The 19,157-nt window shown below is 64.2% G+C and carries 21 protein-coding genes; 10 read left to right on the top strand and 11 right to left on the bottom strand.

Translation table 11 applies throughout. The features are described from left to right. The first annotated feature begins 68 nt into the window (after positions 1–68). Positions 69–2,648 (top strand): AMP-binding protein, encoded by a 2,580-nt coding sequence (locus ACQKI2_RS13795; protein ID WP_427380180.1) that lies wholly within the window; start codon positions 69–71, stop codon positions 2,646–2,648. A gap of 59 nt (positions 2,649–2,707) precedes the next feature. Here the strand turns inward: ACQKI2_RS13795 and tyrS are convergent, their stop codons facing one another. Beyond that, positions 2,708–3,961 carry a tyrosine--tRNA ligase gene (tyrS, locus tag ACQKI2_RS13790; RefSeq protein WP_427380179.1) on the bottom strand — a complete coding sequence of 418 codons (1,254 nt, stop codon included), beginning with the start codon at positions 3,959–3,961 and terminating at the stop codon, positions 2,708–2,710. A gap of 15 nt (positions 3,962–3,976) precedes the next feature. On the opposite strand from tyrS, the gene ACQKI2_RS13785 reads away from it, so the two are divergent. Next, the gene (locus tag ACQKI2_RS13785; protein ID WP_427380178.1) at positions 3,977–5,152 is read left to right on the top strand and encodes an anhydro-N-acetylmuramic acid kinase; all 1,176 of its coding nucleotides are present in this window, start codon (positions 3,977–3,979) and stop codon (positions 5,150–5,152) included. Positions 5,153–5,312: 160 nt separating this feature from the next. Then, positions 5,313–5,714, top strand: a complete 402-nt coding sequence (locus ACQKI2_RS13780; protein ID WP_427380177.1) for a hypothetical protein — start codon at positions 5,313–5,315, stop codon at positions 5,712–5,714. A gap of 123 nt (positions 5,715–5,837) precedes the next feature. On the opposite strand, the gene ACQKI2_RS13775 is transcribed toward ACQKI2_RS13780, so the two are convergent. Further along, positions 5,838–6,587 (bottom strand): SIR2 family NAD-dependent protein deacylase, encoded by a 750-nt coding sequence (locus ACQKI2_RS13775; protein ID WP_427380176.1) that lies wholly within the window; start codon positions 6,585–6,587, stop codon positions 5,838–5,840. Positions 6,588–6,620: 33 nt separating this feature from the next. Next, positions 6,621–7,091: an SRPBCC family protein gene (locus tag ACQKI2_RS13770; RefSeq protein WP_427380175.1), complete on the bottom strand. Its 471-nt coding sequence runs from the start codon at positions 7,089–7,091 to the stop codon at positions 6,621–6,623. 51 nt (positions 7,092–7,142) lie between these two features. Between ACQKI2_RS13770 and ACQKI2_RS13765 the strand changes: the two genes are divergently transcribed. After that, a complete protein-coding gene (locus tag ACQKI2_RS13765) occupies positions 7,143–7,490 on the top strand; it encodes an ArsR/SmtB family transcription factor (RefSeq protein WP_427380174.1) in 348 nt (115 codons plus the stop codon). Here the strand turns inward: ACQKI2_RS13765 and ACQKI2_RS13760 are convergent. Further along, a complete protein-coding gene (locus tag ACQKI2_RS13760; protein ID WP_427380173.1) occupies positions 7,487–8,188 on the bottom strand; it encodes a VIT1/CCC1 transporter family protein in 702 nt (233 codons plus the stop codon). The genes ACQKI2_RS13765 and ACQKI2_RS13760 overlap by 4 nt on opposite strands. Before the next feature lie 146 nt (positions 8,189–8,334). Between ACQKI2_RS13760 and ACQKI2_RS13755 the strand changes: the two genes are divergently transcribed. The 3 genes from ACQKI2_RS13755 (at position 8,335) to ACQKI2_RS13745 (ending at position 10,035) form a co-directional block, all read left to right on the top strand. Then, a complete protein-coding gene (locus ACQKI2_RS13755; protein WP_427380172.1) occupies positions 8,335–8,898 on the top strand; it encodes a LemA family protein in 564 nt (187 codons plus the stop codon). Between the two features lie 61 nt (positions 8,899–8,959). Next, entirely contained in the window at positions 8,960–9,316 is a 357-nt protein-coding gene (locus ACQKI2_RS13750; protein ID WP_427380170.1) for a hypothetical protein, read from the top strand. 74 nt (positions 9,317–9,390) lie between these two features. Continuing rightward, complete coding sequence (locus ACQKI2_RS13745; protein WP_427380168.1) at positions 9,391–10,035, top strand: hypothetical protein; 645 nt, start codon at positions 9,391–9,393, stop codon at positions 10,033–10,035. Here ACQKI2_RS13745 and ACQKI2_RS13740 read toward each other — a convergent pair. From ACQKI2_RS13740 to ACQKI2_RS13715, 6 genes are all read right to left on the bottom strand, one after another. Then, positions 10,032–11,177, bottom strand: coding sequence for a pyridoxal phosphate-dependent aminotransferase (locus ACQKI2_RS13740; RefSeq protein ID WP_427380167.1), 1,146 nt, complete (start codon positions 11,175–11,177; stop codon positions 10,032–10,034). The two genes, ACQKI2_RS13745 and ACQKI2_RS13740, sit on opposite strands and share 4 nt — an antisense overlap. A 21-nt stretch (positions 11,178–11,198) precedes the next feature. Further along, positions 11,199–12,782 (bottom strand): TRAP transporter large permease, encoded by a 1,584-nt coding sequence (locus ACQKI2_RS13735; RefSeq protein WP_427380166.1) that lies wholly within the window; start codon positions 12,780–12,782, stop codon positions 11,199–11,201. After that, positions 12,772–13,443 carry a TRAP transporter small permease subunit gene (locus tag ACQKI2_RS13730; RefSeq protein ID WP_427380165.1) on the bottom strand — a complete coding sequence of 224 codons (672 nt, stop codon included), beginning with the start codon at positions 13,441–13,443 and terminating at the stop codon, positions 12,772–12,774. Before ACQKI2_RS13730 ends, ACQKI2_RS13735 begins: the two co-directional genes overlap by 11 nt. Before the next feature lie 16 nt (positions 13,444–13,459). Beyond that, entirely contained in the window at positions 13,460–14,569 is a 1,110-nt protein-coding gene (locus ACQKI2_RS13725; RefSeq protein ID WP_427380164.1) for a TRAP transporter substrate-binding protein, read from the bottom strand. Positions 14,570–14,639: 70 nt separating this feature from the next. After that, positions 14,640–15,398: an arginyltransferase gene (locus tag ACQKI2_RS13720; RefSeq protein WP_114106280.1), complete on the bottom strand. Its 759-nt coding sequence runs from the start codon at positions 15,396–15,398 to the stop codon at positions 14,640–14,642. A 105-nt stretch (positions 15,399–15,503) separates the two neighbouring features. Beyond that, positions 15,504–16,136 carry a flagellar motor protein MotB gene (locus ACQKI2_RS13715; protein WP_427380163.1) on the bottom strand — a complete coding sequence of 211 codons (633 nt, stop codon included), beginning with the start codon at positions 16,134–16,136 and terminating at the stop codon, positions 15,504–15,506. A 181-nt stretch (positions 16,137–16,317) separates the two neighbouring features. Between ACQKI2_RS13715 and ACQKI2_RS13710 the strand changes: the two genes are divergently transcribed. From ACQKI2_RS13710 to ACQKI2_RS13700, 3 genes are read left to right on the top strand one after another with little or no spacing between them, the layout of a single operon-like run. Then, the gene (locus ACQKI2_RS13710) at positions 16,318–17,184 is read left to right on the top strand and encodes an NAD(P)-dependent oxidoreductase (protein WP_427380162.1); all 867 of its coding nucleotides are present in this window, start codon (positions 16,318–16,320) and stop codon (positions 17,182–17,184) included. After that, positions 17,184–18,197, top strand: a complete 1,014-nt coding sequence (locus ACQKI2_RS13705; protein WP_427380161.1) for a TIGR00341 family protein — start codon at positions 17,184–17,186, stop codon at positions 18,195–18,197. The genes ACQKI2_RS13710 and ACQKI2_RS13705 overlap by 1 nt, the downstream gene beginning before the upstream one ends. 18 nt (positions 18,198–18,215) lie before the next feature. Beyond that, positions 18,216–18,650: a DUF1801 domain-containing protein gene (locus ACQKI2_RS13700; protein ID WP_427380160.1), complete on the top strand. Its 435-nt coding sequence runs from the start codon at positions 18,216–18,218 to the stop codon at positions 18,648–18,650. Between the two features lie 16 nt (positions 18,651–18,666). Here the strand turns inward: ACQKI2_RS13700 and ACQKI2_RS13695 are convergent, their stop codons facing one another. After that, positions 18,667–19,020 (bottom strand): hypothetical protein, encoded by a 354-nt coding sequence (locus ACQKI2_RS13695; protein ID WP_427380159.1) that lies wholly within the window; start codon positions 19,018–19,020, stop codon positions 18,667–18,669. Positions 19,021–19,157: the final 137 nt, after the last annotated feature.

Raw genomic sequence — 19,157 nt, 5'->3', positions numbered from 1 at the left:
ATCTGCTCGTCTGAAAATCTGCTCTTGCGCATGTGTCATCCTCTCTAATCGAGAGAGTCTGCAAAATCATGGCCGGAATTCAGGGGGCTGGGTCAGACCAATATTTCTGGGAAAGGTTGGAATCGTTCGGCGAAGCAATCGCGCTTGAGCAGGACGCGCGCCGCATAAGCTATCGGGAACTGGCCACGCTGAGCGAAGCCTTCGCCGCCAGGCTGCCCGCCTCGCCGCAGCTTGTCGCAGTCCAGGCTTGCAACCGGATCGAGACAGTGGCCGCCTATCTGGGATGCTTGCGCGCGGGCCATCCGGTAATCCTGCTTAACCGGGAGTCCATCGCCGATGGCCGTGTGATCTCCGCCTACCAGCCCGGCTGGCTGTTCAGCAGCAAGAAGGGGCAATGGCGGCTGGAGCGTTTGAACGAGAGCGAGCCTGCGGATTTCGCCGATGAGTTGGCCGTCATGCTCTCAACCTCGGGCACAACGGGCGCTCCAAAACTGGTCAAGCTCTCGCGCGGCAACATCCAGTCCAACGCGGAAGCCATTGCGGCCTATCTGCAGTTGAGCGCACGCGAATGCGCCATCACGACGCTCAACTTCTTTTACTCTTATGGCATGGCGGTTCTGAATTCCCATCTGGCGGCGGGCGCGCGCATCGTGCTGACCGACCTCTCGGTCGTTACGCCGGAATTCTGGTCATTGTTCAGGTCCAGCGGCACAACCAGCCTCGCCTTCGTTCCCTATCATTTCGAACTTCTGGAACGCACGGATTTCCTGGGTCAGGATCTGCCGTCCTTGCGTTACATAACCCAGGCGGGTGGGCGGCTGCATCCTGACCGCCTGAAGCGCTTTGCCACACAGGCCCGCCAGCGGCAGTGGCAGTTTTTCGTGATGTACGGGCAAACCGAAGCATCACCCCGCATGTCCTATGTTCCGCCTGAGGATCTTCTGGAGAATCTGGAGTCGGTTGGCCGCCCGATCCCTGGCGGCGAATTGGTGATAATTGACGAAGAGGGCAACCCGGTCACCGCCCCCGGCCGGGCCGGCGAGTTGGTCTATCGCGGGCCGAACGTCATGTTGGGCTACGCTGAAACGCGCGCCGATCTGGCGCGGCCGCGAGACACGTTCGAACTGCGCACCGGCGACATGGCAGAGCTTCAGCCAAATGGCTATGTCCGTATCACCGGCAGGCTGAAACGCTTCATCAAGCTCTATGGCCTGCGCATCAACCTCGATGACCTTGAAGGCCGGCTCGCCCAGGCAGGGTATCAGGTATATTGTGTGGGCACAGATGAAACCCTCGGGATCTTCTTCGAAGGTGAAATCGACGAAGAGGCGCTGCTCGATACGGTCGTCCGGTCATGGGGCCTGCGCCGGCCAGACATCCATGTGCGCAAATTGCGGGAAATCCCTCTGCTGCCTTCCGGCAAGGTTGACTATGCCCGGCTGAATGCGCAGCTGCTCACCGGCCCGGAAACCGGCCGGCCCCGGAGCGTGCAGGAAGCCTTTGCGGAGGCCTTCGGGGAAGATGTCTCGGGGGACGATACCTTCATTTCGCTGGAGGGGGATTCGATCCTCTTCCTGCATCTGTCGCTGAGCCTTGAACAGATTCTCGGCTATGTCCCGGCGGGGTGGGAGAAGAAGTCCGTCAACCGGCTTGAAGCGATGGTGCGGCGCAAGCCCGGCAAGGCGTCCGTGCCTGCCGAAACCCTGGTTCGCTGCCTCGCCATCTTCGGGATCATCACCAATCACCTTGGCACGCTGGGAGAGTGGGGCATCGCCGGCGGCGCGGTGGCGCTGATGTTCCTGTCCGGCCTGAGTGTGGCGCGCATCCACGGCGCGCGGCTGGCGGCCGGAAGAGTGTTCGAATTCCTCAAGGCATCCCTCTTGCGGATCCTTGTGGTCTATTATGTCATCATAACTGCGATTTTCGTGGCCTTGCCGCAGGAATTTGCCGGGCAGGAGCGGAGTTGGTATCTGCTCTATGCCAACATGAACATGCGCTGGGACGCGCTCTATCCCTTCTGGTTCGTGTGTGCCTACGCTCAGCTTGCCGCTCTGGTCGCGCTGCCATGGCTGATCCCGCCCTTGAGGCATATCTTCCGGGAACGGCAGGAATTGTTCGGCTATCTTGCGCTCGGCGCCGGCGGCGTGCTGTCCTACTGGGCCAGCCGGAACATTCACGGGGACTTCTTCTTCATGCATCCGCTCGCCATCGGCTATGTGTTCGCACTGGGCTGGTGCGCCTATTTCGCAGCGGATATCTACAGGAAAGCGGCTCTCTCGGCGGTGCTGGTAATCTCCATACTTCTGTTCTGGACGACCTATGCCATCCAGTTCAAACTCTTCTTCGGCTTCCTCGTTCTCTCAAGCCTGTGGCTGAAAAATATCCCGCTGCCGCGCCCGGTTGCGAAAGCCGCGCTGACCATCGCGTCAGCCAGCTTCTTCATTTATATCTTCCACATATTCCCGGTTGAGGTGCTGCTGCTGCTCGACGCGCGGGAAAGCTGGGGACCGCTGCCGCACTGGATTGTCGGCGTCAGTGCCGCGCTCTTCCTCGGCATTGCGGCCGACAGGGCCTTCACCGGCCTCGAACATCTGCTCCGGTCATGGCTTTCCAGCCGGCGGGAGGCGGAAGCGTCCTCGCTGGCTTAGGGCGCGGGGAGGGGCGGCCGCAAAAGCCACCCCCTCTGGTTACGGCCCGGCCCGGCGGCTCAGTCGCCCGCCTTCACCAGCGCATGGCGTTTCTTGCCGGCCGACAGCTTGATCGCCCCGTCCTGCATGTCGGCCATCGAGACCTTGGCATTGGGATCAGACACCAGCTCATCATTCACGCGGATGGCGCCTTGTTCGATCAGCCGCCGTGCCTCGCCGTTGGACTTGGAAAGCCCTGCCGCCGTGCAGGCGGCTGCCACCAGCATCCCGGCCTCAAGCTCCGCCTGCGGAACAATCGCCGTCGGCAGCGCGTCCGCCGATGCCCCGCCCGCAAACACAGCCTTCGCCGCCGCCTCAGCCTCCGCTGCCGCCGCTTCGCCATGCAGCAGCGTCGTCGCCGCATTCGCCAGCGCGATCTTCGCGTCGTTGATCTCTGCGCCTTGCAGAGCTTCCAGCCGCTCGATCTCTTCGCGGGGCAAATCGGTGAAGAGGCGCAGGAACTTGCCCACATCGGCGTCTTCGGTGTTGCGCCAGAACTGCCAGTATTCATACGGGCTCTTGCGGTCCGCGTTCAGCCACACGGCCCCGCCCACGGTCTTGCCCATCTTCACGCCGGAAGAGGTGGTGACGAGGTGCGCGGTCACGCCAAAGGCTTCCCCGCCCTCGGCCTTGTGCACCAGGTCCACGCCCCCCACGATATTGCCCCACTGGTCAGACCCGCCGAGCTGCATCCGGCAGCCATACCGCCGGTAAAGCTCCAGGAAGTCATAGGACTGCATCAGCAGGTAGTTGAATTCGAGGAAAGTGTAGGGCTGCTCGGCCTCAAGGCGGCGGCGCACCGTGTCCTGCTTCACCATCGTGTTGATGGTGAAATAGACGCCAATGGCGCGCAGCATTTCGAGATAGCCAAGCTCCCCCAACCAGTCATTGTTGTTGACCATGATGGCGTCATTGGCGCCGTCGCCAAAGCGCAGGAAGGGCTCGAACGCCGTCTTGATGCCCGCGATATTGGCGTTGATCTGCTCATCGGTCAGCAGCGGGCGGGATTTCTCCTTGTCGGTCGGATCGCCCACCTTGGTGGTGCCCCCGCCCATCAGGGCAATCGGCTTGCCGCCATGGCGCTGGAAGATGCGCAGCATCATGATCGTCATCAGATGGCCCACATGCAGGCTGTCTGCGGTGGCGTCATAGCCCACATAAGCGACCGGAGTTCCTTGGGCACAATAGGCATCGAGCTCAGCCTTGTGAGTCGTGTCCTTGATGAAGCCGCGCCAGCTGAGCTCGCGCAGGAATTCCGACTTGAAATCGCTCATATTCTCGTGTCTCCGATGAGATGCGCGCGCCTAACACAGAAAGGGCCAGCCTTGAACACCGGTCTTGCAAATTCAGTGGCTGTGTCTGGCCCCCAATGGGTCGCAGGCTTCATGTCCGGCACCTCGCTGGACGCGGTCGACGCCGCCATGATCCTGACAAATGGGCAGGATGTGCTGGAATTTGGCCCCGTCGCGGAGAGGAAATACACCCCTGGGGAACGCGCCGTCCTGCAGGCCGCCACGGATGCCGCCCGCGCCTGGAACTGGCAGGGCCCGCGCCCCGAAGCGCTTTTCGCCGCCGCCTGCGAGACGATCACGAAAACCCATGCTGATGCCTGGGCGATGATGACCGGGCAGGCGGGCGCGCCCCGGCCGGTCCTCGCCGGTGTCCACGGCCAGACGGTGCTGCATCGCCGCGCGCGCCCCGGCCAGCCCGGCGCCACGCTCCAGCTGATCGATGCACCTTCGCTGCAGGCCGCCCTCGGCGTGCCGCTCGCCTATGATTTCCGCTCCGCCGATGTCGCCGCTGGCGGGCAGGGCGCGCCGCTTGCCCCGGCCTATCACGCCGCCCTGATGCGCCGCCTCGGCGGGGAGCCGGCCGTCGTCCTCAATCTCGGCGGCGTCGCCAACATCACGGCGCGCACCGCTGATGGCACGCTCATCGCCTTTGACACCGGCCCCGCCAACGGCCCCATCGATGAATGGGTCGAAGGCCATGGGCAGGGCACGCATGATGCGGGCGGCAGGCTCGCCGCTGCAGGCCGCGTGCATGAAGGCCTGCTCGCCCAGCTTCTCGCCCATGACTGGTTTGAGGAGCCCCCGCCCAAATCGCTCGACCGGTATGATTTCAACGCTTCCATGGCGCGCGGCCTTTCGCTCGAGGATGGCGCCGCCACGCTGACGGAGTTTTCCGCCGCCGCTGTCGCCGCCGGTATTCGTCAGCTCCCGGAGGTTCCCGCCCGGCTCATCGCCTGCGGCGGTGGGCGCCATAATCCGTCCTTCATGGCCGCGCTCGCCCGCCAATGCCCCTGCGCCGTGCTCACCGCAGAGCAGGCCGGCTGGCGCGGCGATTCGATAGAAGCTGAAGCCTTCGCTCTGCTCGCCGCCCGGACGCTGCGGGGCCTCCCCCTCAGCTGGCCCGGCACCACCGGCGTCCCCGCCCCGCAGACCGGCGGCGCGATGATCGGTTGACGAAGACCCTCACCTCCCATTGCTGCGCAATGGGAGGTGAGGGCCCTATCCAACACATTCCGCTGGGGCCGACCCTAAAATTTTCATATCTTTCAAGCAATTACAAAAAATCGCCGCAATCCTTGTCCACCCCCTCGGCGAGTGGGCGTATGCTTAACGGATGTTCAGCCTTGCCCGCCTCAGAAAGGAACCTGCGCTCGCGCGATATTTCGCGTTCGTGCATCCCTTCTTCTGGCCGGTGCTGATCTGGCAGCTTGCCCGCGCCGTGGACGAAGTCCGCGCCGCCGGGCGCTGCGGCGCGATGCTCCGCGTGATGTGGTGGGGCGGGGTACGCATCGAATATCTCGGCGACGCCGCGCCCAACCCCTCCGCCTACAGACCAGTCGAGCCCACACGCCCGCACTGGAGCGATCCCTGCTGGTCGTCAGACCTTCCGGCAATTTTCACCGCCGAGGCCGCGCACCCCTTTTTCTTCCCCCGCACTAGCGGGGGAAGTGGCAGGCCGCGCAGCGGACTGACGAAGGGGGCATCTGCCCTCGCCGCGTACGCCGACACCTCCTAGCGCCCCCCAGCTCCGAACCCAGCCCAAATCCCCCGGCCAGCCCCCGCTGCGTCCGGCCCTTCGTGCTGCCTGAAACCCTTTTTCGCTACCCGCCCCTTCGCTGCATAGGGCGGGCAAAGGCGCCTAAAGCCGTTCCATCACCGCGCTCATCAACGGCCCGATATCCGTGTTCAGCACAAGATCGGCATACGGATCGAGGTCTGTTTCCTCGCGGTTGACGATGGCAAGCCGTGAGCCGGCCTTCTTCGCCACAACCGGCAGTCCCGCCGCCGGATAGACAACCAGCGAGGAGCCGAGCACGAGGAACAGGTCTGCCAGCAGCGCCTCTTCGGTGGCCCGTTCCATCTCCGCTTCCGGCATCGGCTGGCCGAAGGAGATGGTCGCGGATTTTACAAGACCGGTGCAGAACATGCAGGTGATGTCCTCATCCGCTTCCCAGCGGTGGCGCAGCGCCTCAAACTCATAGCGCTTTCCGCATTGCAGGCATTTGGCATAGCTCGCATTGCCGTGCACCTCGATCACCTTGTCCGCTGGCACGCCGGAGGCCTGGTGCAGATTGTCCACATTCTGCGTGATGACGCTGGTAACCTTGCCCGCCTCCACCAGCCTGGTCACGGCATAATGCCCGGCATTCGGCGACGCCCCGGTCCAGCCGGCAGTCTTGTTGAACACGCGCGTCCAGGCTTCCCGCCGCGCATCCCGCGAGGCAACGAAATCCTGAAACATGATCGGCTTCATCTTGCTCCACACCCCGCCAGGCGAGCGGAAGTCGGGAATGCCGCTTTCGGTCGAAATGCCCGCGCCGGTGAACACCACCACGCGCTCGGCAACCTGGATCATATGGGCGAGATTTTTGGCGTCGGTTTCGGTCATACCCCCGAAACTATACGGGATTTGCGCGGCCTTCTAGCGGAACATGCCTTCGCGCAGATTGATGCCATACTCCACCCACGCCTTCAGGCAGCAGAGCATGTGCATCCATCCGCCCTTGTTGCCGAGGGCGGATTTCAGCCCCTCCGGTGTCTGCCGCCAGCCTTCCTCGGCAATCGTCACCAGCGTGCGGCCATCCTCCAGCGCTTCAAACCGCATCGTCACCTGCGTCCGATAGGGGCCTTCTTCGCCGCCGGGCTCTGCTGCCGTATCGCCCGCATCCCAATGCAGGATGATCCGCTTGTTCGTCTCTACTTCGGCCACATATACCGGAAACGCGCCGGGAAAATCGGCAAAGTCCCAGGTCACCGTCGCCCCGGTTTCCAGCCGCCCCTTGGCGCCGCCGGTCGTGAAATAGCCGGAAAGTTTTTGCGGGTTCACCACCGCCTCGAACACCTCGTCCACTGGCCGCGCAATCCGTCCGCTCACCTCGAATTTCAGATCCATGGCAGGGCCTCCGGTCTTGATCTTTGTGCCATCATGTTATAAAAATATAACATGTCAAGCAGCAAGACCGCCCCTCGCCCAGAAACGCAGGACGATCTCGTCTTCAAGGCGCTGGCCGCGCCCGTGCGCCGGGCCATCCTTGATGCGCTGAAGGATAATCCGCAGACCACGACAGAGCTGTGCGCCCGCTTTCCGGAGATCGACCGCTGCACCGTGATGCAGCATCTCAAGGTGCTGGAAGGCGCCGATCTGGTGATTGCGCACAAGGTGGGCCGGGCGCGCTGGAACCATCTCAACGCGCTGCCGATCAAGACCATCCATGACCGCTGGATCGGCCCGCACGCTGCCGGCGCGGCCGATAAGCTCGCCCGGCTGAAAGCGGGGCTGGAACGCGGCTAGACCACCGTGCCGACAGCCGCGCCGATCAGGCCGGTAATGAGCATGGCTGCGGCCCCCCAGAACACGACGCGGATGACGGCCCGGCGTTTCTTCGCCCCGCCTGCCTTTGCTGACAGCCAGCCCAGAATGGCCAGCGCCAGCAGCGAAACGGCCGCCACCACCGGGGTTACCGTGCCCGACGGTGCCAGCGCCGCTGCGATCAGCGGCAGGGTGGCACCGGCCGAGAAGCTCCCCGCCGAACTCCAGGCCGCCTGGATGGGATTGGCGCTCGCCACTTCCGTCAGCCCGATTTCGTCGCGCGCATGGGCGCTCAGCGCGTCATGCCGGGTCAGCTGCTCGGCCACCGACCGGGCAGTCACCGGCTCCACGCCCCGGTCGATATAGATCTGCGTCAGCTCATCGAGCTCTTCCTCGGGGAATTTGTGCAGCGCCAGCCGTTCGATCTCCAGATCGGCCATTTCCGTGTCGGCCTGCGAGCTGACGGAAACAAACTCTCCCGCCGCCATCGACATCGCCCCGGCCACTAGGCCCGCAATCCCCGCCACCAGAATATCGGAAGCCGAGGCGGCCGCCGAGGCCACCCCGATCATCAGGCTGGCGGTGGAGACGATGCCGTCATTGGCGCCCAGCACGGACGCGCGCAACCAGCCGGTGCGCTGGCTGTAATGGTGTTCCTTGGGCAAATACGGGTCGGGCATTGGGCGCTCCACCGGAACAGGGGCTGTGGCAACCGGAAAAACGGTGCAAAAACGGGCAGGTAGGGTCAGGTTAACCCGCACTTGCGCACGTGGCCACACACCGTTACGCCTTTGCAGGCTGGCAATAGCAATAAGGGGGCACCCGAATGAACGTCTTTCTAATCGTGCTTGCGATCGTGGTGGCTGTCATTGGCGCCATCATCCTGATCTATAACGGCCTCGTCATGAAACGGCAGCGGGTCAACCAGGCCTTCGCGGATGTGGATGTGCAGCTCAAGCAGCGCCAGAACCTGATCCCGAACCTCGTGGAAACCGTGAAGGGCTATGCCGCCCATGAGCAGGCGACCTTCCAGCAGGTGATCGCCGCGCGCAACGCGGCCCAGGCGGCCAACACAGCCGGCGAAATGGCCAAGGCCGAAGGCGTGCTCAGCCAGGCGCTCGGCAAGCTCTTTGCCCTCGCCGAAGCCTATCCGGACCTCAAGGCCAACACCAACTTCCTGCAGCTCCAGCAGCAGCTCTCCTCGATTGAGGACAAGCTGGCCGCCGCCCGCCGGTTCTACAACTCGGCTGTCCAGGACTATAACACCGCGCGCGAACAGTTCCCCGGCTCGATCATCGCCAGCAGCTTCAATTTCGAACCGCGCGAATTCTTCGATGTTGGCGTGGAAGGCCGCGCGTCGATGGATGAGCCGCCAAAGGTTGCCTTCTGAGGGCCTCGCCGGGCGGGCCTGCCCACGCTATCCTGATCAGGTAGCGAGGGAGGGAGGCCCCATGTCCGTTATGCGTTATCTTCCGGTTGCGGCGGGCTTCATGCTCGCCGCTTGCGCATCCACCCCGGATACGCCCACCGTCCGCTGGAGCGCGGCCGCCTGGAACGGTCTGGCCGCGCAGACCATCGGCACAGAGAATTACAGCTTCTTCGCCGCCCCGCTCGATGGGCAGGGCTTCAAGCTGAAGCTGACGCTGGCCACAGACGGCATGTTCCGCATTCAGGAAGAGGGCGAAAGCACGCTGCCGGAGGAACTGCGCGCCGCCGCCAAGCAGGCCGCGCCCGAAGGCTGCCGCCTTGCCTCGCTGGAGGTGGCGCCCGATGGCAGCGCCGAAGCGGCCTATGATTGCCAAACTTAAATGTTGGCAGGCATGGACAGCCGGCGATCCTCAAGCTCAGAATGCGGAATATCTTTGTTCAGGGGTGGTGCCGCGTGATGCGCTATATGATTGTTGCAGCTTCCGCTTTTCTGGTGGCCTGTTCTCCGTCTGCGCCGGCGCAGAAGGCGGAGGAGGGCGAAACCCTTCAGGCAGAACTGACCTCTCCCGTTGAAGCCGCCGAAGACGCAGACACCGCCGCGCCGCTGCTGGACCCCACGGCGCTGGACTTCTCCCGCATTGCCCTTGCCATGCGCATTCCCACCGCCTTCCAGGCGCGCGAAGAAGGCGCCCGGCTGCAGATCAATGTCACCAATGAACGCCTGGGGATAAATGTGGCCGAGGAGTTTCCCCTTGTTCAAACGAGCGAGGTGACGAGCCCTTTTTTGGCGTCAGAGACGCGGGAGGGATACAGGATATGGACCTACGGAACGCGGCCGGAAGATGGGCCTCTGCTTCAGGCGATCAGCGCCGAGCTTGCCCGCCTGAAGCGCGAAGCGCCTGGGGAGAATGAGCTGAGCTTCGGCGCGGTCGCGCCCGGCTGCTGGAACGAGACCAGCCAGACGCCAGAGAGCCTGCGCCGCACGCTCTACATCCGTGTCACACCTGAGGCAGACTTTGAGCTGTTCGTGCCGGAACAGGAAGTCGGCAAGGGCGAGCTGCCCGGCCTTGAAAGCTTCTGGGCCACCTGCGATTCTTAAGCGGTCTGACGGACCGGCTGCGCCGCAAACCATGGTTCCAGCCGCGCCAGCGCTTCCTCGATTTCCGGCGTTGAGAGCGCGAAGGAAAAGCGCATGAACCGCCCGCCATCGACGGGATCAAAGTCTACCCCCGGCGCGGTCGCCACACCGGTCTCCTCCAGCAGCTTCAGGCAGAAGCTCAGGCTGTCATCGGTGAAGCGCGAAACGTCTGCATAGATATAAAACGCGCCATCGGGCGGGGCGATATTGTCGAGGCCCAGACGCGGCAGCGCCTCCAGCAGAAGCGCGCGGTTGCGGCGATACACATCGAGATGCCCTTCAAGCTCGTCCCGGCTGTCCATGGCAATCAGCCCGGCATGCTGGGCCAGCGATGGCGCGGTGAGGAACAGGTTGCCGATATAGGCATTCGTCCGTGCCACGCCTTCTTCGGGCGAGACCAGCCAGCCGAGCCGCCAGCCCGCCATCGAGAAGTATTTCGAGAAGCTGTTGACCACATAGGCGCCCGGCGAAAATTCCAGCATCGAATGGATCTTCGGGCCATAGCTGAGGCCGTGATAGATCTCGTCGGAAATGATCCGTATGCCCCGCCGCTGGCAGACCTCTGCAATCGCGGCGAGTTCGTCTTTCGGAATGATCGTGCCGGTGGGGTTGGCCGGGCTCGCAATGATCACGCCCTGCGGCGCAGGCTCCAGCGCGTCCAGCGCAGCGGCGGACAGCTGGAAACGTACCTCCGGCCCGCAGGCGATCTCCACCGGCTCAAGGTTCAGCGCGCGCACCGTGTTGCGATAGGCCACATAGCCCGGCCGCGCCATCGCGATCCGGTCGCCCGGATTGAACGCGGTTGAAAGCGCCAGGACGAGTGCGGGCGAGGCGCCACAGGTGATCACCATCCGGCGGGGGCTTAGCTCCACGCCAAAGCCCTCGCGGTAATGCCGGCAGATACGCTCTTTCAGGGGAAGGCTTTCCCAATAGCCCATCGCTTCGCTGTCGAGCACATGGTGGGCCGCCGCAATCGCGCCCTTGGGCGCGCCGGTGGAAGGCTGGCCAAATTCCATATGCAGAATGCGCTGCCCGGCGGCTTTCAGTTCATGTGCGCGGCGGCTGATCGCGATTGCCTGAAACGGCGCAATATTCTGTCCCATCGGGAACCTCTGTGTTGGTGATTACTTTGCAGCCAGCGCCGGCAGCCATGTGGCCAGCGCCGGCATCGACGCCACCATTGCCAGCAGAATGACCTGCAGTCCAATGAAGGGCAGCGCCCCCTGCCAGATCTGCATCGTGGAGACTTCCGGCGGCGCGGCCCCGCGCAGATAGAACAGCGCAAAGCCGAACGGCGGCGTCAGGAAGCTCGTCTGCAGGTTCACCGCCATCAGGATGCCGAGCCACACCGGATCACAGCCCAGCAGGATCAGCGGTGGCGCCACCAGCGGCACCACCACGAACACGATCTCGATGAAGTCCAGGAAGAAACCGAGCACGAACATCACCAGCATGGCGGCGGCCAGCGCGCCCCATTTCCCGCCGGGTACGTTGTGCAGGATGTCATGCACCAGATCGTCCCCGTCAAAGCCGCGGAAGACGAGGCTGAACAGCGACGCGCCGATCAGGATCAGGAACACCATGGAGGTGATGTGGGCGGAGCTTTTCAGCGCGGGCCCGAGCTGTTTCACCCGGCGCAGCACCAGCAGCCCTGCGACGAGCGATGCCAGGATGGCGAAGGCCGCCAGCATGGTGATCGCCATGCCGATGAGATCTGCCCCGCTATGGCCGCCCGAAGCGGTGCGCAGGTCGAGCGTGTTCCGCAGCACGATGATCAGGAGGATGCCGGCAAGGCCTGCCAGCATCACCGGCATCAGGCGGCTCTGCGCTTCCCGCGCCAGGCGCATGCCCGCGAGCAGAATGGCGCCGCCCGCGCCGATGGCGGCCGCTTCGGTGGGCGGGGCAATGCCGCCCAGGATCGAGCCGAGCACGGCGACGATCAGTGCCAGCGGCGCGCCCAGGCCAAGGGCCACATCCCGGAAGGTAAGCGGCGCGGTGCCTTCAATCACCTCGGCGGGCGGGCAGGAGGCGGGCCGGAAGATCGCCATGATGGCAATCCACAGCAGGTAAAGTGCCACCAGGATCAGGCCGGGGATCAGCGCCCCGGCGAAAAGATCGCCCACGGAGACCACCGCTGATCCGCCCCCGGAGCGAAGCGCAGCCTGGCTGGCAGCATTCGAGATGGCGTCCGCCAGAAGGATCAGCACGATGGAGGGCGGGATGATCTGGCCGAGCGTGCCTGAGGCGGCAATCGTGCCGGTGGCGAGGCGCGGGTCATAGCCCTGCCGCAGCATCGAGGGCAGGGCGATCAGCGTCATGGTGATCACGGTGGCGCCGACGATGCCGGTCGAGGCTGCCAGCAGCGTGCCCACCAGCACCACGGCAAGGCCAAGCCCGCCGCGCACCTTACCGAGCAGGCGGCTGGCAATGCCCAGGAGATCTTCTGCCACACGCGAGCGCTCGAGGATCACGCCCATGATGACGAAGAGCGGCACGGCCACCAGCGTCTGGCTCTGCATGATCGAGCTGCCTTCGATGCGGCTCGGGAAGGCTTTGAGGAAGGTGTCTGGGAACACGCCGGTGGCAATGCCGATCAGCGCGAAGATCAGCGCCACGCCGCCCAGGGTCAGCGCTACGGGATAGCCCGCCAGCAGCGCGCCGATGGCCACCACGAACATCGAGATGGCAAGGATCGCCTCAAGCTCCATGGCCGCCTCCTTCTGCTGCCAGCTGCTCGGGCGTTTCCGGCGGCAGGGCGCCGGTATTGCGCAGCGCGGCCTTGATCGCTTCGGAAAGCCCCTGCGCCATCAGCAGCACAGCAAAGACCGGCACCAGCGTCTTGAACAGAAAGAAGATCGGCAGGCCATCGGACTCGCGCGACCCCTCCAGCAGCAGCCAGGCGCGGGCAAGGCCTGCCTCGCTGGTCATCAGGATGCGGACGCAGATGGGGAAGAGGAACAGGTAGATGCCGGCAAGTTCGATCCAGTTGCGTCCCGTCTCGCCAAAGCGCGGGCGCAGGATATCCACACGCACATGCGCCCCGTCACGCAGGGCTGCGGCGGCGCCCAGCATGAACATGGCGGCAAAGCTGTAGGTAGTGATCTCGTTCAGCCAGCTGAAGGAGAGGGCGAAAGTGTAGCGCAGGATGACCACCGCCAGCATCGAGAAGACGAGCAGCAGGCTGGCGGCAATCGCCGCGCCGAGGGCCATGCCGGTGATCTGGTCGATCAGACGGCTGAGCTTCAGCGCAAACCCGTCAACCAGGCGCGGCGCGCTCAGCGCAATCAGCGGGACGAGGAACAGCGGCAGGCTGATCAGGCCCAGCCATTTCAGCCCCGTGCCGATATGCAGGAAGATGCCCGTATCCATGCCCGCCCCGGCGCCCTTACTTGCCGAGCGCCCGGGCGGCGTAATACGGCCCGTCAGACACGCCGCTCCAGCCGCGCATCAGCTTCAAGGATTTCTCGAAGCTCTCATAGATGCGCTTCTCGATGCCGCTACGCCCGGCAGAGGCGCGCACATCATAGGACGCTTCCGACATCCGCTTGACCACATCTTCGGGGAAGGACCGCATCTGGACGTTATGCTGGTTCACCAGAAGATCGAGATGGACGGCGTTCTGATAGGTGAACTCGCCGAGGGTCTCATGGTTCACCGCTTCGCAGGCGGCCTTGAAGATCGCCTGCTCGCCGGCCGTCAGGCCGTCCCAGACGCCGCGATTGATGCCAACGGCAAGGCTTGCGCCGGGCTCATGGAAGCCGGGGCCGTAATAGTAGGGGGCCTCACGGTGGAAACCGAGGGAATAGTCATTCCACGGGCCCACCCATTCGGCCGCATCTATCGCGCCGGTCTGGAGGGCCTGATAGATCTCGCCGCCTGCCAGCGCGATGGAGGCCCCGCCGAGCGCGCGCAGCACTTCGCCGCCCTGTCCGGGAATGCGCATGCGCAGCCCGGCCATATCCTGCAGGGAACGGATTTCCTTGCGGAACCAGCCGCCCATCTGGTGGCCGGTATTGGCGCCCTGGATACATTTGATGCCGAACTGGCCGGAAAGCTCGTCCCAGAGTTCCTGGCCGCCGCCAAAGTCGATCCAGCCCATGATCTCCTGGGCGGTCATCCCGAAGGGCACAGCCGTGAAGAAGGGAAAGCCGGTGGACTTCGCTGTCCAGTAATATTCGGCGCCGTGATACATATCTGCCGAGCCATTGGCGACGGCATCAAAGGATTCAAACGGCGGCACGAGTTCGCCCGCGGCAAACACCTTCACCTCGATCAGGCCGTCCGTCATGTCGCCGACGCGCTGGGCCACGCGCTCGGCGGCGGTGCCCAGGCCGGGCAGGCCCTTGGGCCAGGTGGTGACCATGTTGAAGCGGCGCCGGTTGCGGCTGATGGCCGGTGTTGCCAGCACGGCGCCGGCTGTCGGCGTCGAGAAGGTGGCGGCCGCGCCGGCCACACCCAGTGCGCCTGCGCCGATCAGGTTACGGCGGTTGATCATCAATGCCCTCCCCACGCGGCACGGGTCTCTTTGGCGCGCTTGCGCCATCGGTCCGTTTTGCCGGCAAAAACTAGTCGTCGTCTCTCAAGGGCCGCCAGCGGTCGCCGTCAAGCACTTCCAGCGGTTTGTAGCGCCGTTTGTAGTCCATCTTCGGGCTGCCCTTCACCCAGTAGCCCAGATAGAGGTGCGGCAGGCCCAGATCGTGCGCATGCAGGATGTGGTCGAGGATCAGATAGTGGCCAAGGCTGCGGCTGGCCTTTGACGGGTCAAAGAAGGTGTAGACCATCGACAGCCCATCGCGCAGCACATCGGTGATGGCGGCGGCCACCAGCGGCGCGTCCGGTTCCGGCCCTTCGCGATATTCGAAGATCAGGCTCTGCACCGGGCTGCCGCCGACCATGGCGACATAATCCCGGTAGGTCATGTCCGACATGCCGCCATTGTCGTGGCGCGTCGTGACGTAGGTTTTCAGCAGGCGGAACTGCTCGCGGGTTGCCTGCGCGGCAACCGGGCGGCGCACCAGCGTCTCGTTGCGCGCGATCACCCGCCGGTCATTGCGGCTGAGCTCGAAATCCCGCGTCGCCACCCGCACGCTCTTGCACGCATTGCACCGCGCGCAGGCTGGCCGGTAGGCAATCGACTGGCTGCGGCGGAAACCGGACTGGCTGAGCACGTTATGCACAGCGTCGGCTTCCGGAATGGCCAGGTTGGTGAAGGCTTTGCGTTCCTTCCTGTCAGGCAGATAGGGGCAGGGGCTGGGGTTCGTCACGTAGAACCTCAGCGACCGCTCAAGGCCCGCCAGCAGAAGATGTGGATCCGAAAACTTCATTGCGACTGACGATACACCGGCGCGCCGATACGCCAAGGGGCGTTTTCGGGGCAGAGCGCCGGGCGCGGCAAAAATGGCGCAGGGTTGTGCCCTGCTGGTGACAGTCTAATCGGCCAGATGGACCTGCAGGCTGATGCGGCGGTTGGCGGCAAGGTGGGGCTGGCCGGCGCTGAGGGGGCGGGTATCGGCATAGCCGGTGACGCCCACGACCCGTTCTGTCCCGAAACCGGACGCCTCAAGCAGCCGGCGGGCCTCATTGGCGCGGGCCGAGGAGAGTTCCCAGTTGGAACTGGCCGTGCCCGCCATCGAGAAGGCGTCGGTATGGCCCTCGATGGAAACGGTGTAGGGCAGGGCAGCCAGGCTGGCGCCCGCAGCGCGGATCAGGGCGGCGCCGGTTTCTGTCAGCGCGCCGCTGCCGGTTTCGAACAGGGGCCGGTCGGCCGTATCGACAAGCTCTATCCGCACGCCTTGCGCATCGGCAGACAGGCGCACACTGTCGCCGGCGGCCTTCAGGCTTTCGGAAAGCTCCAGCATCGCCAGCAGGCGGGCCGCGTCTGACAGCGCCTCGCTGGCCCCCACCGAGACGGTAGCCGGTTTCCCGGTAAATTCCGAGGCAATCACCGCGCGGTCTTCTTTCGAAACCCCGCTGATCAGCCACATGAGCAGAAAGAACGCGACCAGGGCCGTCAGGAAGTCGGCATAGGCCAGCTTCCAGGTGCCCGTTTTACGGGTAGGCATAACGGGCCTTCTGCCCGTCTGCCGCCGTGAGGTCGTGGCATATGCCATTGCTCTTTTGCGTCCAATCCTTCTGATGGATGACGCCGGTGTATCAGGTCGTGGTGAAAGCCACGCTTCGCCGAGGGGTGGGATTTCCATGAAATTCGCTCTAATTAGCCCGTAGTTCAGCAGGAGAAGAGCAATGGCGCGCACCGCATTTCTGGGCCTCGGGGTCATGGGTTTCCACATGGCGGGCCATCTGGCGCGGGCGGGCCACCAGGTAACCGTCTGGAACCGCACGCCCGCCAAGGCCGCCGCCTGGACCGCGGCCCATAAGGGCAAGAGCGCGGCAGACCCTGCCTCTGCCGTCTTCGGCGCCGAATATGTCCTGATGTGCCTGGGCGATGATCCCGATGTGCGCGCGGTGTTTGACGCCTTTGAGCCAAGCCTTGGCGCGGGCATGACCGTCATCGACCACACCACGGCTTCCGCTTCCCTCGCCCGCGAGCTGGCCGAGCGCTGCCGTGCCAAGGGCGCGCATTTCATTGACGCGCCGGTTTCGGGCGGCGAGGCGGGCGCCATCAATGGCAAGCTCACCATCATGTGCGGCGGCGAGGAAGATGCCTTCGCCAAGGCAGAGCCCGTGATGGCCGCCTTTGCCCGCGCCACCACGCTGATCGGCGAGAGCGGGGCAGGCCAGCTTGCCAAATCCGTCAACCAGATCTGCATCGCCGGCATCGTCCAGGGCCTCGCCGAGGGGCTGCACTTTGCCGAGAAGGCCGGCCTCGACGCAGAAAAAGTCATCGCCGCGATCTCCGGCGGCGCGGCCCAGAGCTGGCAGATGGAAAACCGCTGGAAGACGATGACGGACGGCAAGTTCGATTTCGGTTTTGCTGTCGACTGGATGCGCAAGGACCTCCGGATCACGCTGGACGCGGCCCGCGAGAATGGCGCAACTCTTCCGCTCACGGCGCAAGTCGATCAATATTATGCCGACGTGCAGGCGATGGGGGGCAACCGCTGGGACACCTCCAGCCTGATCGCCCGGCTGGACCGGAAGCCTGACTGATGGGGATCTGCCGTGTCGATATTCACATCCCGTCTGATGGCGAAGCCTATGACACGGCGATACGGATCATCAAGGCAGCAGACCCGATCGACTATCTGGTGCTTCAGCCGGAACAGAAAGACCGCCGCCTGATCCAGGTGATCATGCGGGACGGCCCGGTTCAGGCCATGCTCGATAATCTTCAGTCCCTGCTCGAACACCGCTCCGGCTGGCGCGTCACGGTTGCCGATCTGGATGTGACCATCCCCAAGCTGCCCGAGCCAAGGGACGAGAAGAAAACTGCCCGCCAGCAGCACACCCGCGAAGAACTCTACGTTCAGGTTTCCAGCAATGCGAAACTCAACCGGGATTTCATCGTTATGGTGGTGCTCTCCACCATCGTGGCGGCGATCGGGCTTGTCTCAGATGGGGTTGCCGCCGTGATCGGCGCCATGGTGATCGCGCCGCTGCTCGGCCCGATCATTGGCCTGGCGATGGGCGCTGCGCTGGGCGAGCTGGCGCTGCTGCGCCGGGGCATCCTGACACTGCTTGCGGGTATCGCCATCGCGCTCGGCGTTTCGCTGGCGCTGGCTTTGGTGCTGCCACCCAACTGGGAAAGCCGGGAACTCATGTCCCGCGCGGAAGTGCGTCTGGACGGGCTCGCCCTTGCCATGGCTGCGGGCGGGGCGGCGGCGCTCTCGGTGACGCGAGGGGCGTCTTCGGCGCTGGTAGGCGTGATGGTGGCCGCCGCGCTGCTGCCTCCGGGCGCAGCGTTCGGCCTCTTCCTCGGCTATGGCGAATGGCAACTCGCCCTGCGCGCGGCGCTGCTGCTCAGCCTGAACGTGGCGGCGCTGATCCTCTCGGCGCTGATTGTCTTCCGCCTGCGCAAGATCCGTCCCCGGACATGGATAGAGCAGCAACACGCCAATCGCGCCGTCTGGCTGAACGCGGTCCTGTCAGGCCTCTTCCTTTTGATTGCCATCGCGCTCATACTGCTGCTGGATCTTGGAAGCGCCGTCGAACTGGGCGCCTGAGACGCCAGGGGGAAGACGATGGCAGGCAAGGAAGCGAAAACAAAACCCACTGCGATCAGCCCCGCAGATTACATCGCTGCCATGGAAGATGGCCCGCGCAAGACGGACGCCGCCGCCGCGCTCGCCTGGATGACGAAGATTACCGGCCTGATGCCGAAAATGTGGGGCCCTTCGATCATCGGCTATGGCCGCTATGCCTACACCTATGACAGCGGCCATTCGGGCGAGGCGATGCTGACCGGCTTCAGCCCGCGTAAGGCAAACCTCGTCTTTTACGCCATGCCGGGCACGCGGGATTACTCAGCCGAGCTTGCCCGCCTCGGCAAGCACAAGACCGGCAAGAGCTGTCTCTATATCAACAGGCTGGCCGATATAGACATGGACGTGCTGGCCGAAATCGTGCGCGATGGCGTTGCCCATATGCGCCGGAATTATCAGTCCTGGGACGAGTGAGCGTGCGGAGGCGCGCTCAGAAGGCCGGCATGTCCATCATTGCCAGCGCGTCGTTCAGGATTTCCTCGCCCAGAAGCTGCGCATAAGTTTCCACGGCGCTTTCGAATTTGGGGCTCTGGACGTCAGCAAAGCTCAGGCCGCATTGCGAGGTCGCAATCGCCAGCGCGCTGAAGCTGAAGTTGAGGAGGGCAGCATTCGCCTCCGGTTTCTGATCCTGCAAAGCGTGGATCATGACCTGTTTTACATTCGTCTTGAGTTCCGGCGTCGTATTACTTTTCATACAGGTTGCCAGGCGATCAGGGTCGAAGTCCGCGAAGGCCGGCAGGGCGGCGCTGGCGAGCACTGCAGCAGCAATAACAGAACGTAACATGGTTCGTCTCCGGAGCTTGTCGATATCCACTCCTGAGTACAACAGCCGCGCGTCCGGCGAAACGAAGGAACGCAGAATGCCTGCTTATGGGTTTACATCCCGGATCAAGCGCCTACCTTGTTCATCTACGCTTCAGG

This window comes from Hyphomonas sp. NPDC076881 (genome assembly GCF_050269995.1).
Taxonomy (GTDB): domain Bacteria; phylum Pseudomonadota; class Alphaproteobacteria; order Caulobacterales; family Hyphomonadaceae; genus Hyphomonas.
The sequence above is the reverse complement of the archived record's forward strand: the minus strand, read 5'-3'. Positions and strand labels throughout refer to the sequence as shown.

Coding starts and splice junctions, on each gene's coding strand:
- ACQKI2_RS13795 (WP_427380180.1), top strand. CDS start 69: ATGGCCGGAATTCAGGGGGCTGGGTCAGACCAATATTTCTGGGAAAGG.
- tyrS (WP_427380179.1), bottom strand. CDS start 3,961: ATGAGCGATTTCAAGTCGGAATTCCTGCGCGAGCTCAGCTGGCGCGGC.
- ACQKI2_RS13785 (WP_427380178.1), top strand. CDS start 3,977: ATGAGATGCGCGCGCCTAACACAGAAAGGGCCAGCCTTGAACACCGGT.
- ACQKI2_RS13780 (WP_427380177.1), top strand. CDS start 5,313: ATGTTCAGCCTTGCCCGCCTCAGAAAGGAACCTGCGCTCGCGCGATAT.
- ACQKI2_RS13775 (WP_427380176.1), bottom strand. CDS start 6,587: ATGACCGAAACCGACGCCAAAAATCTCGCCCATATGATCCAGGTTGCC.
- ACQKI2_RS13770 (WP_427380175.1), bottom strand. CDS start 7,091: ATGGATCTGAAATTCGAGGTGAGCGGACGGATTGCGCGGCCAGTGGAC.
- ACQKI2_RS13765 (WP_427380174.1), top strand. CDS start 7,143: ATGTCAAGCAGCAAGACCGCCCCTCGCCCAGAAACGCAGGACGATCTC.
- ACQKI2_RS13760 (WP_427380173.1), bottom strand. CDS start 8,188: ATGCCCGACCCGTATTTGCCCAAGGAACACCATTACAGCCAGCGCACC.
- ACQKI2_RS13755 (WP_427380172.1), top strand. CDS start 8,335: ATGAACGTCTTTCTAATCGTGCTTGCGATCGTGGTGGCTGTCATTGGC.
- ACQKI2_RS13750 (WP_427380170.1), top strand. CDS start 8,960: ATGTCCGTTATGCGTTATCTTCCGGTTGCGGCGGGCTTCATGCTCGCC.
- ACQKI2_RS13740 (WP_427380167.1), bottom strand. CDS start 11,177: ATGGGACAGAATATTGCGCCGTTTCAGGCAATCGCGATCAGCCGCCGC.
- ACQKI2_RS13735 (WP_427380166.1), bottom strand. CDS start 12,782: ATGGAGCTTGAGGCGATCCTTGCCATCTCGATGTTCGTGGTGGCCATC.
- ACQKI2_RS13730 (WP_427380165.1), bottom strand. CDS start 13,443: ATGGATACGGGCATCTTCCTGCATATCGGCACGGGGCTGAAATGGCTG.
- ACQKI2_RS13725 (WP_427380164.1), bottom strand. CDS start 14,569: ATGATCAACCGCCGTAACCTGATCGGCGCAGGCGCACTGGGTGTGGCC.
- ACQKI2_RS13720 (WP_114106280.1), bottom strand. CDS start 15,398: ATGAAGTTTTCGGATCCACATCTTCTGCTGGCGGGCCTTGAGCGGTCG.
- ACQKI2_RS13715 (WP_427380163.1), bottom strand. CDS start 16,136: ATGCCTACCCGTAAAACGGGCACCTGGAAGCTGGCCTATGCCGACTTC.
- ACQKI2_RS13710 (WP_427380162.1), top strand. CDS start 16,318: ATGGCGCGCACCGCATTTCTGGGCCTCGGGGTCATGGGTTTCCACATG.
- ACQKI2_RS13705 (WP_427380161.1), top strand. CDS start 17,184: ATGGGGATCTGCCGTGTCGATATTCACATCCCGTCTGATGGCGAAGCC.
- ACQKI2_RS13700 (WP_427380160.1), top strand. CDS start 18,216: ATGGCAGGCAAGGAAGCGAAAACAAAACCCACTGCGATCAGCCCCGCA.
- ACQKI2_RS13695 (WP_427380159.1), bottom strand. CDS start 19,020: ATGTTACGTTCTGTTATTGCTGCTGCAGTGCTCGCCAGCGCCGCCCTG.